This window comes from Synergistaceae bacterium (assembly GCA_031267575.1).
Taxonomy (GTDB): domain Bacteria; phylum Synergistota; class Synergistia; order Synergistales; family Aminobacteriaceae; genus JAIRYN01.
The window spans coordinates 131,362-146,591 of the sequence record JAIRYN010000047.1 but is presented as its reverse complement, the minus strand read 5'-3'; the positions used below and the strand labels follow the sequence as shown (position 1 = coordinate 146,591).

At 51.3% G+C, this 15,230-nt stretch carries 14 protein-coding genes; 9 read left to right on the top strand and 5 right to left on the bottom strand.

Annotated elements, in window-relative coordinates:
• Positions 1 to 23: 23 nt before the first annotated feature.
• From argF to hisH, 5 genes are all read right to left on the bottom strand, one after another.
• Positions 24 to 971 (bottom strand): ornithine carbamoyltransferase, encoded by a 948-nt coding sequence (argF, locus tag LBJ36_07385; protein MDR1378861.1) that lies wholly within the window; start codon positions 969 to 971, stop codon positions 24 to 26.
• Positions 972 to 1,268: 297 nt separating this feature from the next.
• The gene (locus tag LBJ36_07380; protein MDR1378860.1) at positions 1,269 to 1,559 is read right to left on the bottom strand and encodes a DUF4491 family protein; all 291 of its coding nucleotides are present in this window, start codon (positions 1,557 to 1,559) and stop codon (positions 1,269 to 1,271) included.
• 40 nt (positions 1,560 to 1,599) lie between these two features.
• Positions 1,600 to 3,387: an adenine deaminase gene (gene ade / locus LBJ36_07375; GenBank protein MDR1378859.1), complete on the bottom strand. Its 1,788-nt coding sequence runs from the start codon at positions 3,385 to 3,387 to the stop codon at positions 1,600 to 1,602.
• A 758-nt stretch (positions 3,388 to 4,145) separates the two neighbouring features.
• Positions 4,146 to 4,316, bottom strand: a complete 171-nt coding sequence (locus LBJ36_07370) for a hypothetical protein (protein MDR1378858.1) — start codon at positions 4,314 to 4,316, stop codon at positions 4,146 to 4,148.
• The gene (hisH, locus tag LBJ36_07365) at positions 4,285 to 4,989 is read right to left on the bottom strand and encodes an imidazole glycerol phosphate synthase subunit HisH (protein MDR1378857.1); all 705 of its coding nucleotides are present in this window, start codon (positions 4,987 to 4,989) and stop codon (positions 4,285 to 4,287) included. The genes LBJ36_07370 and hisH overlap by 32 nt, the downstream gene beginning before the upstream one ends.
• Positions 4,990 to 5,787: 798 nt before the next feature.
• Between hisH and LBJ36_07360 the strand changes: the two genes are divergently transcribed.
• The 9 genes from LBJ36_07360 (at position 5,788) to LBJ36_07320 (ending at position 15,192) form a co-directional block, all read left to right on the top strand.
• A complete protein-coding gene (locus LBJ36_07360; GenBank protein MDR1378856.1) occupies positions 5,788 to 5,946 on the top strand; it encodes a hypothetical protein in 159 nt (52 codons plus the stop codon).
• Between the two features lie 130 nt (positions 5,947 to 6,076).
• Positions 6,077 to 6,712: a nitroreductase family protein gene (locus LBJ36_07355; GenBank protein MDR1378855.1), complete on the top strand. Its 636-nt coding sequence runs from the start codon at positions 6,077 to 6,079 to the stop codon at positions 6,710 to 6,712.
• Positions 6,713 to 7,388: 676 nt separating this feature from the next.
• A complete protein-coding gene (locus tag LBJ36_07350) occupies positions 7,389 to 7,967 on the top strand; it encodes a TerD family protein (GenBank protein MDR1378854.1) in 579 nt (192 codons plus the stop codon).
• 101 nt (positions 7,968 to 8,068) lie between these two features.
• Positions 8,069 to 8,659 carry a hypothetical protein gene (locus LBJ36_07345; GenBank protein MDR1378853.1) on the top strand — a complete coding sequence of 197 codons (591 nt, stop codon included), beginning with the start codon at positions 8,069 to 8,071 and terminating at the stop codon, positions 8,657 to 8,659.
• 304 nt (positions 8,660 to 8,963) lie between these two features.
• A complete protein-coding gene (locus tag LBJ36_07340; GenBank protein MDR1378852.1) occupies positions 8,964 to 9,659 on the top strand; it encodes a TIGR00266 family protein in 696 nt (231 codons plus the stop codon).
• Positions 9,660 to 9,858: 199 nt separating this feature from the next.
• Complete coding sequence (locus LBJ36_07335; protein MDR1378851.1) at positions 9,859 to 11,262, top strand: MATE family efflux transporter; 1,404 nt, start codon at positions 9,859 to 9,861, stop codon at positions 11,260 to 11,262.
• 69 nt (positions 11,263 to 11,331) lie between these two features.
• Positions 11,332 to 12,222 (top strand): 50S ribosomal protein L11 methyltransferase, encoded by an 891-nt coding sequence (locus tag LBJ36_07330; protein MDR1378850.1) that lies wholly within the window; start codon positions 11,332 to 11,334, stop codon positions 12,220 to 12,222.
• Positions 12,195 to 13,631 carry a MiaB/RimO family radical SAM methylthiotransferase gene (locus LBJ36_07325; protein ID MDR1378849.1) on the top strand — a complete coding sequence of 479 codons (1,437 nt, stop codon included), beginning with the start codon at positions 12,195 to 12,197 and terminating at the stop codon, positions 13,629 to 13,631. The genes LBJ36_07330 and LBJ36_07325 overlap by 28 nt, the downstream gene beginning before the upstream one ends.
• On the top strand, positions 13,585 to 15,192 hold the full coding sequence (locus tag LBJ36_07320) for an Hsp70 family protein (GenBank protein ID MDR1378848.1): 1,608 nt from the start codon (positions 13,585 to 13,587) through the stop codon (positions 15,190 to 15,192). Before LBJ36_07325 ends, LBJ36_07320 begins: the two co-directional genes overlap by 47 nt.
• Positions 15,193 to 15,230: the final 38 nt, after the last annotated feature.

Below are 15,230 nucleotides of genomic sequence, written 5' to 3'. Positions count from 1 at the left end.
AAACCCGTGTTTCGTTCATGATATCACCCCCCCATCGTGGCCACCATAACAGCCTTGATAGTGTGCATACGGTTTTCGGCTTCGTCGAAGACCTTGGAGGCTCCGGACTCGAAAACCTCTTCCGTGACCTCATACCCTTTCACCGCCGGCAGACAGTGCAGGAAGATCGTGGACGTCTTTCCCGTGGCCTTCATGAGTTCGGAGTTCACCTGGTAGGGTTGGAGCAGTTTGACGCGAACCTCCTTTTGGTCCTCCTCGCCCATGGAGACCCACACGTCGGTGTAAATCGCGTCGGCTCCCTTTACGGATTCCCTCGGGTCTTCGACCGTTTTGAGGACGGCCCCACTCCGCTCCGCCGCACCCTTGCATTTCTCGACCAACGCGGGGTCGGGGAAAAGCTCCTTGGGAGAACCGATGGTAAAGTGGATCCCCAGTTTGGCGCAGCCGATCATCAGCGCGTTGGCCATGTTGTTGCGCCCGTCCCCGACATAGGTGAGAGAAAGCTTTTCAAGCCGTTTACCGAAGTTTTCCTGCAAAGTGAGAAAATCCGCCAAAACCTGTGTCGGATGGTCCACGTCCGTGAGGCCGTTCCAGACGGGAACCCCCGCCCATTTCGCCAGCTCCTCCACCGTATTTTGTTTGAAACCGCGGAACTCGATGCCATCGAACATCCGTCCCAAAACCCGAGCCGTGTCCTTTATGTCCTCTTTGCCGCCCAGGTGAATGTCGTTTTTCCCCAAGAACTCAGGGTGTGCTCCCTCGTCGACGCAGGCGACGGTAAAGGCGCTCCGGGTACGAGTCGAGGCCTTTTCAAACAAAAGGGCCACGTTCTTGCCCGCCAGAGCTGTCCCTTTGATGCCAGCGCGTTTCTTCGCTTTTAGGTCGGCGGAAAGATCCAGAAGGTACAAAATCTCCTCCGGGCTAAAGTCCAAGAGGGTCAGAAAACTTTTTCCTTTCAGGTTCACAGGCATGATCCACTACTCCCCTCATAAAATACCGAATTTATTATTCAATAATAAACTATATGGTATTTTATGTCAAACAATGAACTTTTTTATAAATATTTTGACTGAGCAACCTGCTAAACTTTGCCGATTGCTCATAAGCATCTAGAAATCGTTCTGCCAAACCTACGCAAAACCTGTAAAGATGGGCCTACCGTAGAGCCTTTTAATCGTAGAGCTTTTTAATTGTAGAGCCTTTTAATGGCGGGGATATCACGGGAGTCGATTGTAGAGCCTTTTAATCGTACGTAGAGCCTCTCCATTCTATTGGGAATTTCGTCTCGAATTTCGAGGGAACCACCCCCTTTCAACCCGTTTTGTCTGTTCTTTCAGTTCCAAAATCGACCAGAGGCTGACGCATCCGAGAACGCCAAGAGTGGACGACAGAATCGCTTGACGGACAAAACAGGATAGGATGAGCACCACGACTCCGACCAACAAAAAAAACGGCCATATCTTCTCTGTAAAATAATATTCTCCCTTGATGACGATGGGATGAAAAACCCCTATAATCAGAAACGCGATGACGCCAATAATTAGCCCACTAAACCCCATTATACTCCTCCGCCGGGCTCTACTCCCTGAGTTTGAATGTTTACTCGACAAACAAGTCCGTAAATTTATAGGCAACCGTGTCGATAAGTCCACGGTTGGTCAAGCGTAGCTCTGGTAGGACCGCGAGAGGGAGTAGCGCCATGGTCATGAAGGGAGATACCAAGTCACAACCGAGCGTCTTCCATGCCTCATCCAGCTTGACCACGCGCGTGGCGACCTCCGGCGCGGATTCCTCGCTCATCAGACCCGCGATCGGCAAGGGCAAGAGCGCCAAAATTTTTCCGTCCTTCACGGCCGCCATGCCGCCACCACACTCGGCCAAAGCGTTGCCCGCCAGGGTCATGTCGGCCTCATTCATACCGACAATCATCAGGTTGTGAGCGTCGTGCGCCACCGTAGAGGCCACGGCTCCGCATTTCAGACGAAAACCCTGCACGAAGCCCTTTCCCATTGTCCCCGTCGCCTTGTGTCGTTCGACGACGGCGAGTTTCGCGATGTCCCACTCTGGGGCCGCGGGCACGAAGCCCTCTTCAATCGCCAGGTCATACTCCCGCGCGTAGGTGCCGACTCGCGCTTCTATAATCTCGATCACTCGCGTTCGGATGGTCCCTGTGCGGCCCCGCGGAACCGCGATTTTGAAGTCCTCCGCGGCGAGGGGCTTTTTCAGGTGGCAGGTGTTCAGAACAAAAGCAGGCACCGCGGCTTTCTCAATGACGACCGAGAGCTGTCGGTCTTTGGAGACCAACTGGCCGCCGATAAAAACCTTTTTGACGTCGATCCGAGCGAGGTCGGAAATCAAGAGGATGTCGGCCAGCTTTCCCGGCGAAAGACTGCCAAGATCCCGATCCAGCCGATAGCACTGGGCCACGTTGATCGTGGCCATCTGGACGGCGGTGATCGGGTCCACCCCCTCCTCGACGGCGCGCCGCACGATGTGATCCATGTGTCCGAGGGAAATCAGAGTGTCTGGGTGGGTGTCGTCGCTGACAAGGGTCGCAAGGCGGGTATCGACGCGGTGTTCGGTGATGGCTTTTAAAACCTCCTGCGCATCACGCCACGCCGAGCCCTCCCGAATTTGCGCGACCATGCCGAGCCGCATCTTGGCCAGGGCGTCCTCGCGCCGCACAGACTCGTGGCAACAGCGGATGCCCGAAGCGATGTAGGCGTTCAGGCCCGCCCCCGTCTCCGGCATGGAGTAGTGCCCAGTGATAGTTTTGTCTTTGGCGAGTGTGGCGTAAAGTTCTCTATGAACGTTCTCGTCCCCATTCAGAACACCTGGAAAATTCATCATTTCGCCAAGTCCACAGATACCCTCCATCTCCATGAAATCGGCGATGTCGTCCGGCCCGATTGCCGCGCCCGCGTCCTCGAAGGCGGGGACGGCTGGAACGCAGGAGGGCATCATCGTGAATACGCGGAGCGGCGTAGCGCGCGCGTCGTCCATCATAAACCGCACACCTTCTCTACCGAGGACGTTGGCGATCTCGTGAGGGTCAGGGAAGATGGCAGTCGTCCCGTGGGGGATGACCGCTCGAGCGTACTCACGCACGGTCATCATACTGCTTTCAACATGCATGTGCCCGTCCATGAAGCCGGGTGTCGCGTACATTCCCGCCGCGTCGATAGTCTTTGTGCCCTCCCCGACGGTGTGAGAGGCGTCCCCTATGAGAGCGATCCGTCCGCCGGCGATCGCGATGTCGGTATTTTCCAGAATTTCCCTCGTGTTCACGTTGACGAGCCGCGTGTTTTTGATGACGGTCTCGGCCGGTTCTCGCCCCATAGCCACAGCCGCGAGTTTCTTCGTGACGTCTTTCAAAGTCTGTTCCATAGACTCACCGATCCTTTCAGCGTGCTAATACCTATAACGAAAAGATATGTTTCGCGTAGTATTTCTTTGACTATGAAGTCAAAGAAAAAGCTGAATCTCGTAAAGCTCGCGGAAATATTCCTCAAGCGCCGTTGTAGTCCCGATCCACAACAACATTTCATCAACATTATTTCATCAACATTTCATCATAGTAGAGGCATGCGGTCTCTACACGCAAACGTTCGGATGCCCGGGGCAATAACTATTATGCGGTCTTGATTTTCGGCTACAACATTAGCAGCTATTGGAACGCGTTGGAACGCGTATGAAGAACCATCTACCAGACTCCAGAATCAATCGTAAATTCTGCCTTCATCGACCCACCTCCTTGTTGTTGAAAGTTGTTGGTTGTAAAAGTTGTTGGTTGTTAAAAGTTGTTGAAAGTTGTTGAAAACGCGCAACCCTGTTACCTACGCCGCTCGATACACCGTATAGAATTTCACCTCAACACACTACCGTGCTTTGTAATAGCTTATGCATATACTATGTATTATCCCCGATAATTTTTGAGGCTTTACCTCCAAAGACATCAGCTCGCCTTTGTCAGTATAACGGTTCGCGCGAAAAATTGGAAAAGTTTGTTTAGCAGATGATCGAGGTTAGCCATCGGTCTTGGTTTGCCGATTTGTATACCATAAGAAATCTTCCTCGCTATTTTCCTGCTCGGATTTTTAGCGACGATGGTGATCTCCGCTAACGGCTATAGTTATCGAGGTCCGCTACGTGAATGAAAGAGGCGCCGGCTTTTTTCCACTTGACGTTTTCCACTTGACGGTTTGGGCGGCGGGATCCTCGGCAAAAATCACCTCCCTCCAGAAGTCGCCATGCTTCAGCCGCACACAGCGACCGTCTTTCACGTCAATGGCGGGGAAAAGAATCAACGTACCCACCGTAGTAGCTTCCGAAAAACAACGCCGCCCCATAAGTGGGTTTCCGTAGTGAGACGACACGCCTTAGGGATTTGGGTTGAACCAGGGCGAATCTCTTCAAAATCTCTATGCCCGTGGGTCCGCTTTTTTCAGGATGGAACTGCAACGCGTAAACGTTATCCCGCTCCACCGCTGCCGTCAGATCCGTGCCATAAAAGGTGGACGCGGACACATAAGCGGGGTCGGCTTCCGCCCGATAGGAGTGCGCGAAGTATACATAATTGTCGTTCGAGTCTCGAACGCTGAAAATGTCGCTTTCCTTGCGAATCTCCAACCGATTCCAGCCCATATGAGGGATCTTCAAGTTAGGGATTCGAGTCACTTTTCCAGGAAAAATCCCCAACCCTTCATGGGTTCCATTCTCCTCGCTGGTCTCGAACAGAAGCTGCATACCGAGAGATATCCCTAAAAAAGGTTTCCCCCGACGGATCGCCGTTTTGATTTTTTTGACCCAGCCCTGGCTTCGCAAAGCCTGGATAGCCCCCTCAAAGGCTCCCGTACCGGACAACACGATTCTGTCAGCCCGGTCCAACTCGTTGGGTTTTGCGGTGACGAAAACCTCGAAACCGAGCTTACAGAAAGCGTTTTCTACGCTCTTCAAGTTACCCATTCCGTAGTCGATGATTCCAATCATTGTCATGACCCTCCGTTCAGATTAAATATCTTAAATTAAATACATCTCAAATTAAACGCAAATTCAAAGCGCGCTCTTTGTGAAGAGCCGTGAAGAGCCGCAAAGAGCCGCGGATCGACTGTCGTCCCTTTGTCCAGCGTGCGCCCGAAAGCCTTGAAAGAGGTAGCTATGAAGGCGTAATCATAGCGGTGAAAAACGGACTCCAGGCCGTTTTCTATCCGTTTTTTGAAAATACGAAGCTCGTTGTTCATCATTTGTTCATTATTTGTTCATTATCGTTATCTGTCATTTTCCTATCCTCGATGCGAAGTTTATATTTTGATTTAATATATTATCACAGTGTTTAGATAGTTAAGTATAACATAATTTCGAAGTGAGGTATAGGTGCATCAAGAAGACCGAAGTCGTTGATGAAGAAACTAAGCTAAGAACGCGAATTATGTTTTACCTACTTTTTTAGTTATTCTACTATGCTTGTTTGATTTGCCAAATTCCAATATCGGGTGTATTCTAAAGAGGTAATTTGAGGATTTGCTTCAAATTTGAGGATTTGCTTCAAAGTTGAAGGGTTAGGTTATAAAGTAAAGGTTAAATCAAAAAGACTTGCGCCGATTTTTGCGAAGGTTGCACACAGTACCTAAATAAGCTATAACACAGTGTCATAATGTGTTATAGCAAAATTATGTATAGCGCACCAAGCGGCGTAGATAACAGGGTTATACGTTTCGACGATAAGGAGGTGGGTCGATGAAGGCGGAATTTACGATTAATTCTGGAGTCTGGTAGATGGTTCAGTAGATGGTTCATACGCGTTCCAATAACTGCCTGATGTTGAAGCCGAAAACCAAGGCCGTGTGGTGGTTATTGCCCCGGGCATCTGAAGGTTTGCGTGTAGAGACCATGTGTTTCTACTGCGAGAAAAGTATTGTTGTAGATTGGTACTACAACGGCGCTTGAGGAATATTTTCACGAGCTTTGCGATATTCAGCTTTTTCTTTAGCTTCATAGTCAAAGAAATACTATGCGAAACGTGTATCCACTCGTTATAAGTAGATATTAGTACTCTGAAAGGATCGGAGTGATCACGATGAGATCTATACTGAAGTATTGCGTGTTATTGCTGATGCTGCTTTCTGCCGCCACCGCCTATGCGGATATTCAGTTGCCTCCACCCCAAACTGAGGGCGGAATGAGTGTTTTTGAGGCCTTTAAGAAACGTGTCTCCGCTCCGGGAGTGGATTTCCCCATCGCGCCGCTGGAACCGGAAGAGCTTTCCACAATCCTCTGGGCCGCCACGGGGCTGAATCGCGGGGAAAAAGGCTGGACGGTGCCCATGTCAATGGGGCTGGAGCCCTATTGCCGGGTCTACGTACTGCTGGATGAGGGGATCTTCCTATATGATTGGAAAAGCCATAGTTTGAGAGAAGTCTCAAAGGAAAACGTCAGAGCGAAGGTGGGTTCACAAAATTTCGTCAAAACTGCTCCCTGCATTTTAGTGGTGGTAGCGGAGGGAAAGGTTCTGGCGGACAATTTTAATGAGCGAGACGGAACGGAGTTCGCGAACGTGGCCGCTGGCGCCATGACCCAGGATATCTACTTAGCTGCCGCGGGCCTCGAAATAGGCGCCCGCTATATCCACTCTATGAATCTGGAAGAGATCGAGAGAGCACTTTCGTTACCAAAAGAAGACTACCCCATTTGCTTGATGATGCTAGGGAAATAAGGCCCAAGCCCCGGAACCGAGGGTATACCCTGATACTAGATTGTGCAAGGTAGGGCGACGTAATACCGCGGCGGCCTGCCTTGTATTTTGAGAGTATTGTCGAAATAATGATTTTTCAATTAAAATTTTTGCAACGCAGTGATTTCTACTCATAATGATACACGCGATAAAAATCCAGGTTATACATGGGTTTGCCAAAAAACAATCGTTATTTGAGCAACACTCTCGTATTTTTTGTATCTCTTTTTTTGTATCTTTTATTGAAAACTTCCGCTTCCGCGTCGTTGCATTCTGTGGAGTACGGAGAGGAATGCCTGTCCAGCATCTTTCCAGATATAAAAGCTGAGTTATTTATATCTCCATTTAATATCTCCATTTACAAAATGCTACAATATGTTATGCTGAAATATACGGAGTATCAAGCGGCGTAGGTAATAGGGCCGCGCGTTTCCACAATAAGGAGGTGGCCGATGAAAGCAGAATTTACGATTAATTCTGGAGTCTGGTAGATGGTTCATACGCGTTCCCAAACGGCGCTTGTGGAATATTTCGGAATTTCTACGAGCCTTGTGAGATTTAGCTTTTCCTTTGACTTCATATTCAAAGGAATACTATGCGAAAAGTATCTGCTAGCTATAAGTGGATATTAGTACGCTGAAAGGATCGGAAAAGAATAATGGCAATTTCATTGCAGAAAGGTCAGAAAGTTGATCTGACCAAAGGCAACTCTGGACTAAGTAAGATTTTTATCGGTCTGGGGTGGGACACGAACAAGTATGACGGAGGTGTAGATTTCGATTTAGATGCTGCTGCGTTCTTGCTTGGCGACAACGGAAAGGTCAACTCTGATTCCGACTTCGTATTTTACAGTAATCTAGAATGTCCGAGCGGAGCGGTTGAACACACTGGCGACAACCTCACAGGTCAAGGCCAAGGCGACGACGAGATTATCAAGGTAGACCTGTCGAAAATCCCTGCAGAAATCTCAAAGATTGATTTCACGGTCACAATTTACGACGCGGAAAAACGTCGTCAGAATTTCGGTATGGTGTCCAACGCGTTTATCCGCGTAATTAACGAAGTCAACGGACAGGAACTTATCCGTTACGACCTCGGTGAGGATTACTCCATTGAAACGGCGGTCGTCGTCGCGGAAATCTACCGCAGTGGGACCGAGTGGAAGTTTAATGCCATCGGCAGCGGCTTTGCGGGCGGTCTTGCCGCGCTGTGCCGCAATTTCGGTGTAAACGTATAATTTAACCAGGGGGATTGTAACCAGGGGGATGGTATAACCTATCCCCCCGTGTTCAAGAAAAGTTCGTGACCGTCCGAACTCACGCAAGGAGTGATAAAACAATGGCAGTAGAACTTAACAAAGGACAGAAAGTGAATCTGTCGAAATCTGCCGTGTCCGGCGAGATAGTTATCAATCTCAACTGGACACAGGGCGTCTCTAAAAAAAGATTCTTTGGCGGTACGAAAATACAGTCGATAGACCTTGACTTGGGCGCGTTCGTCGAACTGACTGACGGAGCACCACACGTAGTACAGGCTCTCGGCAACTCGTTTGGCAGTTTGCAGACCCCACCGTATGTTGCGCTCGACAGCGACGACCGTTCTGGCACGTCGAGCGGTGGCGAGAACATTCGCGTAAGCGGACGGCATCTTGGCGACATAAAGCGTATGCTTATCTATACGTTCATCTACGAAGGCGTTGCCAATTGGCAACAAGCCAATGGTGTCGTAACAGTTAAATATCCCGGTGGTGACGACCTGATTGTTCGCATGGACGAATACAGCATTTCTCAGAAAATGTGCGCAATTGCCGAAATCAAGAATGACGGCGGCAACATTTCGTTAGAGAAGTTAATTCGTTTCTTTGACAGTCAGCAGGATATGGATAGAGCGTTCGACTGGGGATTCCTCTGGACAGCGGGGCGTAAGTGACTGGCTTCGGAATAAGCATTCCGCCTACGGTACGAAAAACGACGCGTTATAGTTATAACTAATACACCCTATCAAGAGCATGAAACAGTTCGTACGGAATAAAATTTGAGAGTGTTGCTCAAATAATGATCATTTCGTAACAAACCTATGTATCACCTGAAATTTTATCGCGTGTATTATTATTCATGGAAATCATTGCGCTGCAAAGACTCTAATTGAAAATATCATTATTTCGACAACACTCTCAGATTTTTTAAATGATATTTCATTTGAAAAATCCCAATGACTGACAGGAGGATACGCGTTGTACAATTCAAGCGAAAAATACGAGATATTATATCAGGACGCTTTCCCGATGGTGCGTTATAAACTGTGTCAGGGCGAACGGCTAAAAGCCGAAGCCGATGCGATGATAGCAATGTCAGCAACGATTGACGTGACTGGCGGTACGGAGGGCGGTATAATGCGCGGTTTGACGCGTATGCTTGGCGGAGAGAAGTTTTTTTTCCAGTACCTGACCGCGAATCGAGGCCCTGGCGAGGTGCTGTTTGCCCACTCGCAACCGGGAGGAATTATTGATATTGACCTCGACGGTTCTTATGGTTTGCGAGTTCAGAAAGACGGTTTTCTCGCTTCAAGCGATGGTGTGGAGATTGACACGAAGACACAAAACCTTATGGCAGGTCTATTCAGCGGAGAGGGATTCTTCATTCTGAATGTGTCCGGCAAGGGTACCGTATTCCTAGGCAGCTATGGAGCAATACACGCCATCAATCTCGAACTCGATGAAGAAATCGTCATCGACAACGGGCATCTTGTAGCGTGGGCAGACTATATGCGGTACGAAATCACTAAGGCTTCCAATGGCTGGGCGAGCAGCTTTATGTCCGGTGAGTGTCTTGTCTGCAAATTCAAAGGCCCCGGCATTGTCCTGATACAAACTCGCAACCCCAATGGTTTTAAGAACTTCATCAAAAAATTGGGATTTAAACTCAATTGAGGAGATTGAAAACTTCTGTTTTTGTATTGAAAACTTCCGTTTTTGTGTCGCTTGCATTCTTTCGTGTTGTGGCATAAACTTCTTGTCGTTAACGGGTATTTTCCTCTCGCACTTTGATCGGTTTTTCAGGTTAGCTGCAAGGACCAATCCCGTTCCCGGCGTCAACGCCGGACTAGTTTGGCACGAAGGAGCGACAACCATGAAAAACGATAGTGTAACAATGCCCCAAAACGGCAAGAATATTCAAACCTCCAGAGGACACCCAGAGAACAAAATGGGCGTGATGTCCATTCACAGACTTCTGCTCTCCATGTCGATCCCGATGGTGGCCGCCATGTTGGTGCAGGCCCTTTACAATGTAGTGGATAGTATTTTTGTCGCGCAAATGGGGGAAAACGCTCTGACTGGCGTGTCGTTGGCGTTTCCCATTCAGATGCTGACTATCGGAGTTGCCGTCGGAACCGGCGTGGGCGTCAACGCCTTTCTCTCGAAAAGCCTTGGGGAGAAAAATTTCGATGTCGTCAATAAAACGGCCATGAACGGCATTTTCCTGGCGTGGGTGAGTTGCGCCCTCTTTACTCTGTTTGGTTTTTTCGGTGTCAAAACGTTTTTTCGCGCTCAAACCGACATCCCGGAGATCGTGCAATACGGAGAAGAATACCTGTCCGTTATTTGCATTTTTTCATTTGGGGCATTCAATCAAATCACCTTGGAACGATTGCTGATGTCCACTGGAAAGACTTTTTATTCAATGATTTCTCAGACGGTCGGAGCTCTTACCAATATTATCCTGGACCCCATCATGATTTTCGGCCTACTGGGGTTTCCAAAAATGGGGGTGGCTGGGGCCGCTCTCGCCACGGTTATTGGGCAGACCACAGGCGCTTGTCTCGCCCTTTACTTCAACCTCCGGAAAAACAAAGAGATTGAGTTTTCGCTGAAAGGATTCCGACCCAGTATCGAAATCGTAAAGAAAATCTACGTTGTGGGCTTCCCTTCTATTTTGATGAGTTCTCTGGGGTCGGTTATGACCTATGGGCTCAACAGCATTCTGATTTCCTTCACGGCCACGGCGGCGGCGGTGTTCGGCGTCTATTTCAAACTCCAAAGTTTCGTATTCATGCCGATTTTTGGACTGAACAACGGGATGGTGCCTATCCTAGCCTACAACCTGGGGGCTCGGAAAAAAGAGCGCATCATCGAAACGATTAAGTTGAGCCTGATGTACGCATTAGGTATCATGACGTTGGGCACGGCGGTTTTTCAGATCTTCCCGGACAAATTGCTCATGATGTTCAACGCCACCGAGGACATGTTTAACCTGGGCGTCCCTGCCTTGCGGATCATCAGCCTCCACTACCTATTCGCGGCGTTTTGCATCATCTTCCTGTCGGTTTTTCAGGCCCTCGGTAACGGTTTATACAGTCTGTTCGTGGCTACATCCCGGCAGTTGTTCTTGCTGTTACCCATCGCGTGGTTGTTGTCTTTCACAGGTGTTGTGAACGTCATATGGTGGGCGTTCCCCGCCACCGAGGCGGTGACTCTGATGTTGTGCGCCGTTCTGATGAAACGCGCTTACGACACAAAATTGAAAACGATGTAAAATTTAAATGGTTGTACGCGCGACCGCAATTAAAACTGTGAAAAACGCGTCGTTGGAAGGGTGAATCTCTTGGGACTTTCGGAAAAAGCGGACGACAGCAATTTCTGGTGGAGCATAGAGCTAGAGGCGGAGGGGGCGGAAGCAGAAGTAGAGGAGACCCTCTCTACGGTGGCGGACCTTTCTGGAAGCATCGGGGCGGAAATCTTCGGAGAAAAAGAGAAGATGGTTCTGCGGGGGACCTATCTCAGCTCGCAAGACCTCTTTCATTGGCTTTCTGTCCTAGACGCGTTGTTACCGAATTTTCCTGGTGTTCGCGTTCGTTCTCACGCCAAGGTTGAAAACCAGGATTGGCAAAAACAACATCTGGATGCCTTTCCGCCTTTTTCCGTGGGCGTGAACCTCGTGGTTATGGCCCCCTGGCACAGAGGAAAAGAGCCCGCCGGGAAAACGCCCCTCTATATTTACCCTGGCTCGGCCTTCGGCACGGGCTACCACGAGAGCACTCAGATCGCTCTTTCTTTGGTGGAGCGTTTCATCAAAGCCGGCGACACGGTGATGGATGTGGGGACGGGATCAGGGGTGCTCTTTATCGCGGCATTGAAGCTGGGCGCACTCAAGGCCACGGCCCGCGACATTGACCCCACGGCGATCTCCGAGGCGCGCCGCAATATGGACCTGAACGGACTGCCCTCCAGCGCTTGTAACCTGCAAACCGGAAACCTTGTGGAGGGTCTGGAGAGCCGAGCCGATGTTCTGATGGCCAACATCCTTCTGGATCCGAACCTGAGGCTTCTGAAGGATGTGCCCCGCGTGTTGAACCCATCGGGGATAACGATCTTCACAGGAATGACGGTGTCGGAGCGTCCCTCCTTCCTGTCCGCCCTTGTCGCGGCAAAGCTGTCTCTTTTGGCCGAGTTGACGCAAGAGGACTGGTGGGGCTGCGTGGCGAGAAGAACTTGACGGAGCGGGAAACACCCCTCGACGTGGGTCTTCGTGGTCTAAAGGTCTGGGTGTGCGTTCTGGGCTGCCGGTCGAACCTCTACGATGGAGATGCTCTGGCGGGGGAGTTGGCCGCTCGTGGAGCTCGGATCGCGGACAGACCGCAGGGGTGCAGTGTCGCCATCATTATCAGTTGTTCGGTCACATCCGTAGCAGACAAAAAATGTCGTCAAGCGGTCCGCAGGGCAAGGCGAGAGGTGGGAAAAGGCGGGGTCGTGGTCGTGTGCGGCTGCTGGGCGCAAGGATTAGACGCGACGGAAGCCCGTGATTTGGGCATTGACATACTCGCAGGAAATCGCCGAAAAAGTGCCCTGCCCGATGCGTTGGAGGCCGCGCTAGAGGCACCGGACTTTGTCGACATGAGGGGAGATATAACGGAAAGCCCGGCCAGCTGCTGGGACCCTTTGAAGCTGGATCATCCTATTCTTCGTACTCGAGCTTTCTTGAAGGTACAGGAGGGATGTGACCACTTTTGCTCGTACTGTGTCATTCCTTTTTTACGAGGGCGTTCGATCAGCCGTCCCCTGGAGGATGCTTTAGAGGAAGCGCGGCGCGTAACGGCAGCCGGATGTGGGGAAATCGTTCTGACGGGTATCCACTTGGGAATGTACGGGCGGGACAGTGGGACGGTTTTGGCCGAATTAGTGCGCCGCGTTTCTCGCGTGCCGGATCTGACGCGGCTGCGTTTGGGTTCATTGGAGCCTTTCGCCTTGAACGATGATCTTCTGGAAGCCCTGGCAGATTCTCCTGTTTTCTGCCCACACCTGCATCTGCCCTTGCAGAGTGGCGATGACGAAGTTCTCGCTCTGATGAGGCGCGGGTATGGAGCGGATGACTTTGCCCGGATCTGCGAGCGGGCTCGGAAGAAGTTGGGCGAGGATTTGCACATCAGCAGCGACATTCTGGTGGGGTTCCCCGGCGAAAGCGAAGAGGCTTTTCGCAACACCCTCGCTCTGATGGGACGAGTAAAATTAGGGCGTGTTCATGTTTTCCCTTATTCGCCTCGCCGAGGAACGGCAGCGGCCGCTTTTCCCGGCCGTGTGCCTCCGCGGGTCGCCTCTGAGAGGATGTCGGTCGCCTTGACTCTGGGGGAAGAACTTCTGACGCGCTATGCCTCCCACTTTGTGGGACGTGACCTCTCCGTCCTGGTAGAAGGCGCGGGAGAGTCCGGAATGACGATGGTAAAGGCAGCATTGGGCTCAAAGGTCGCATTAGGTTATACGCGACACTTCATTGCCGTCGTCCTAGAGGAAAGGGGTGTGTTGAGGCAAGCGGGACGGGAAATTCAGGTTCGCATAACGGGTTGCGTAAATGGAGAATTAAATGGCGAGCTGTGGGGAGAAGCGGGGGGTCGAAGTGATGGAGGCTAATCGCAACGTGACGATCGGGATAGACTTGGGAACGCGAAACGCCCTCTGTGCCGTCTTGGACGGGGACCGTCCAGTGGTGATTCCCAACCGATGGGGACGCGCGTCCACTCCGTCCGTGGTAGGGTGGGATGAAGGTTGGATCGTGGGGGAAGATGCCGTGCGCCTATCCCTTCGAAAACCCTCTCCCGTTTGGTGGGACCTCAAACGTAAGGTGGGCGGAGACTTTCGCGCTTTCTGCGGCGGAAAGATCTATAAGGCGGAGAACCTGCTGACGCCACTGCTCGGTGTCCTGCGAGAGGATGCCGAGGCTTTTTTAGGGCAGTTTGTCTCCTCCTGCGTGTTGGCCGTCCCCGCCGGTTTTTCTCTCTCTCAAAGAAAGGCCATGACCCAGGCCGCTGAGGAGGCGGGCCTGAGGGATGTCCGCACTGTAGCCGAGCCGACGGCGGCGGCGTTGGCTTTTGGGCGCGAGGGACGTTTTTTGATATTGGACTTCGGCGCTGGAACAGTGGACGTCTCCGTCGTGGAAAGCGAAGGCGGGGTGTGGCAGGTTTTGGAGAGCGTGGGTAGCGCCAGAATCGGCGGCTACGATTTTGACCTCGCTTTGGCGGAGTGGCTGAAGGAGCGATTAGGATTCGGCGCTTTGCCCGCTGATGACCCACGTTGGCGCACGTTGATCTTGGAGGCGGAGGCGATCAAAATCACCCTTTCCTCTAGCCGAAGTTGCGATTGGACACCTCCGGCTATGGGCAAAGGAAGTTTCAGTTACCCCAGTCTTCGGATCGAGCGGGAAGACCTGGAGCGCATGGTTCGTTTTTCGATCAGGCGTATCGTGCACGTGGTGCAGAAGATGTGGGAACAATACAAGCCGGAACACCTGTTATTTGTGGGAGGGTCTAGCCGTATGCCTCTTTTGCGCGAGATACTGGAGAAAGAGGTGACGCATCCTGAGCGCTTGAGCCTCTGTGCGGAGGAGTCCATCGCGACGGGGGCAGCGCTCTACACTCAGGGGGGAAAGAAGCGGCTGCTACTGGACGTGCTGTCCGGGGACATCGGTTTTTTGCGGGACGGCGCTCCGGAGATCTTGATTCCAGCCGGAACACCCGTGCCCTTCACGGCTCGGACGACTTTTGTGCCGCTCCGATCAGGACAGATGGAGGTACCCGTTTTTCAGAAACTAGCCGACATGCGGGGCGACGCCCAGGAAGAGCGAACGGTTCTCTCTCTCTTGGAGTTGGAGGTCACGGAGGGTTTGGAGGTCGAACTCCGCTGTGTCCTTTCCGCCGCAGGCTCGATCAGTTTCAGCGTAAAACACAAAAACGCGCTTGCGGAAACGCCTCTTTCACCCAAGAACGAGAATATGGAGGCGACCTCAGATTTTTCCTCCCGGCAACGGATTCGCGCGTTGAAATTACGCCTGACTTCCCTGGAGATCCTTCTTTCACCTTCGCATTTGGACAGACTTCACCGTCTGGTGCGCTGTATCGAGGATGTAGAAGACGAGGACTCCTCGCTAGAGATTCTAGAGACAGTTGTCAAAAATCTGGAAGTTGCGCTATCCTAATGGGGATTGTAATTGGCGAAGCCATCGGGGGCACGGGA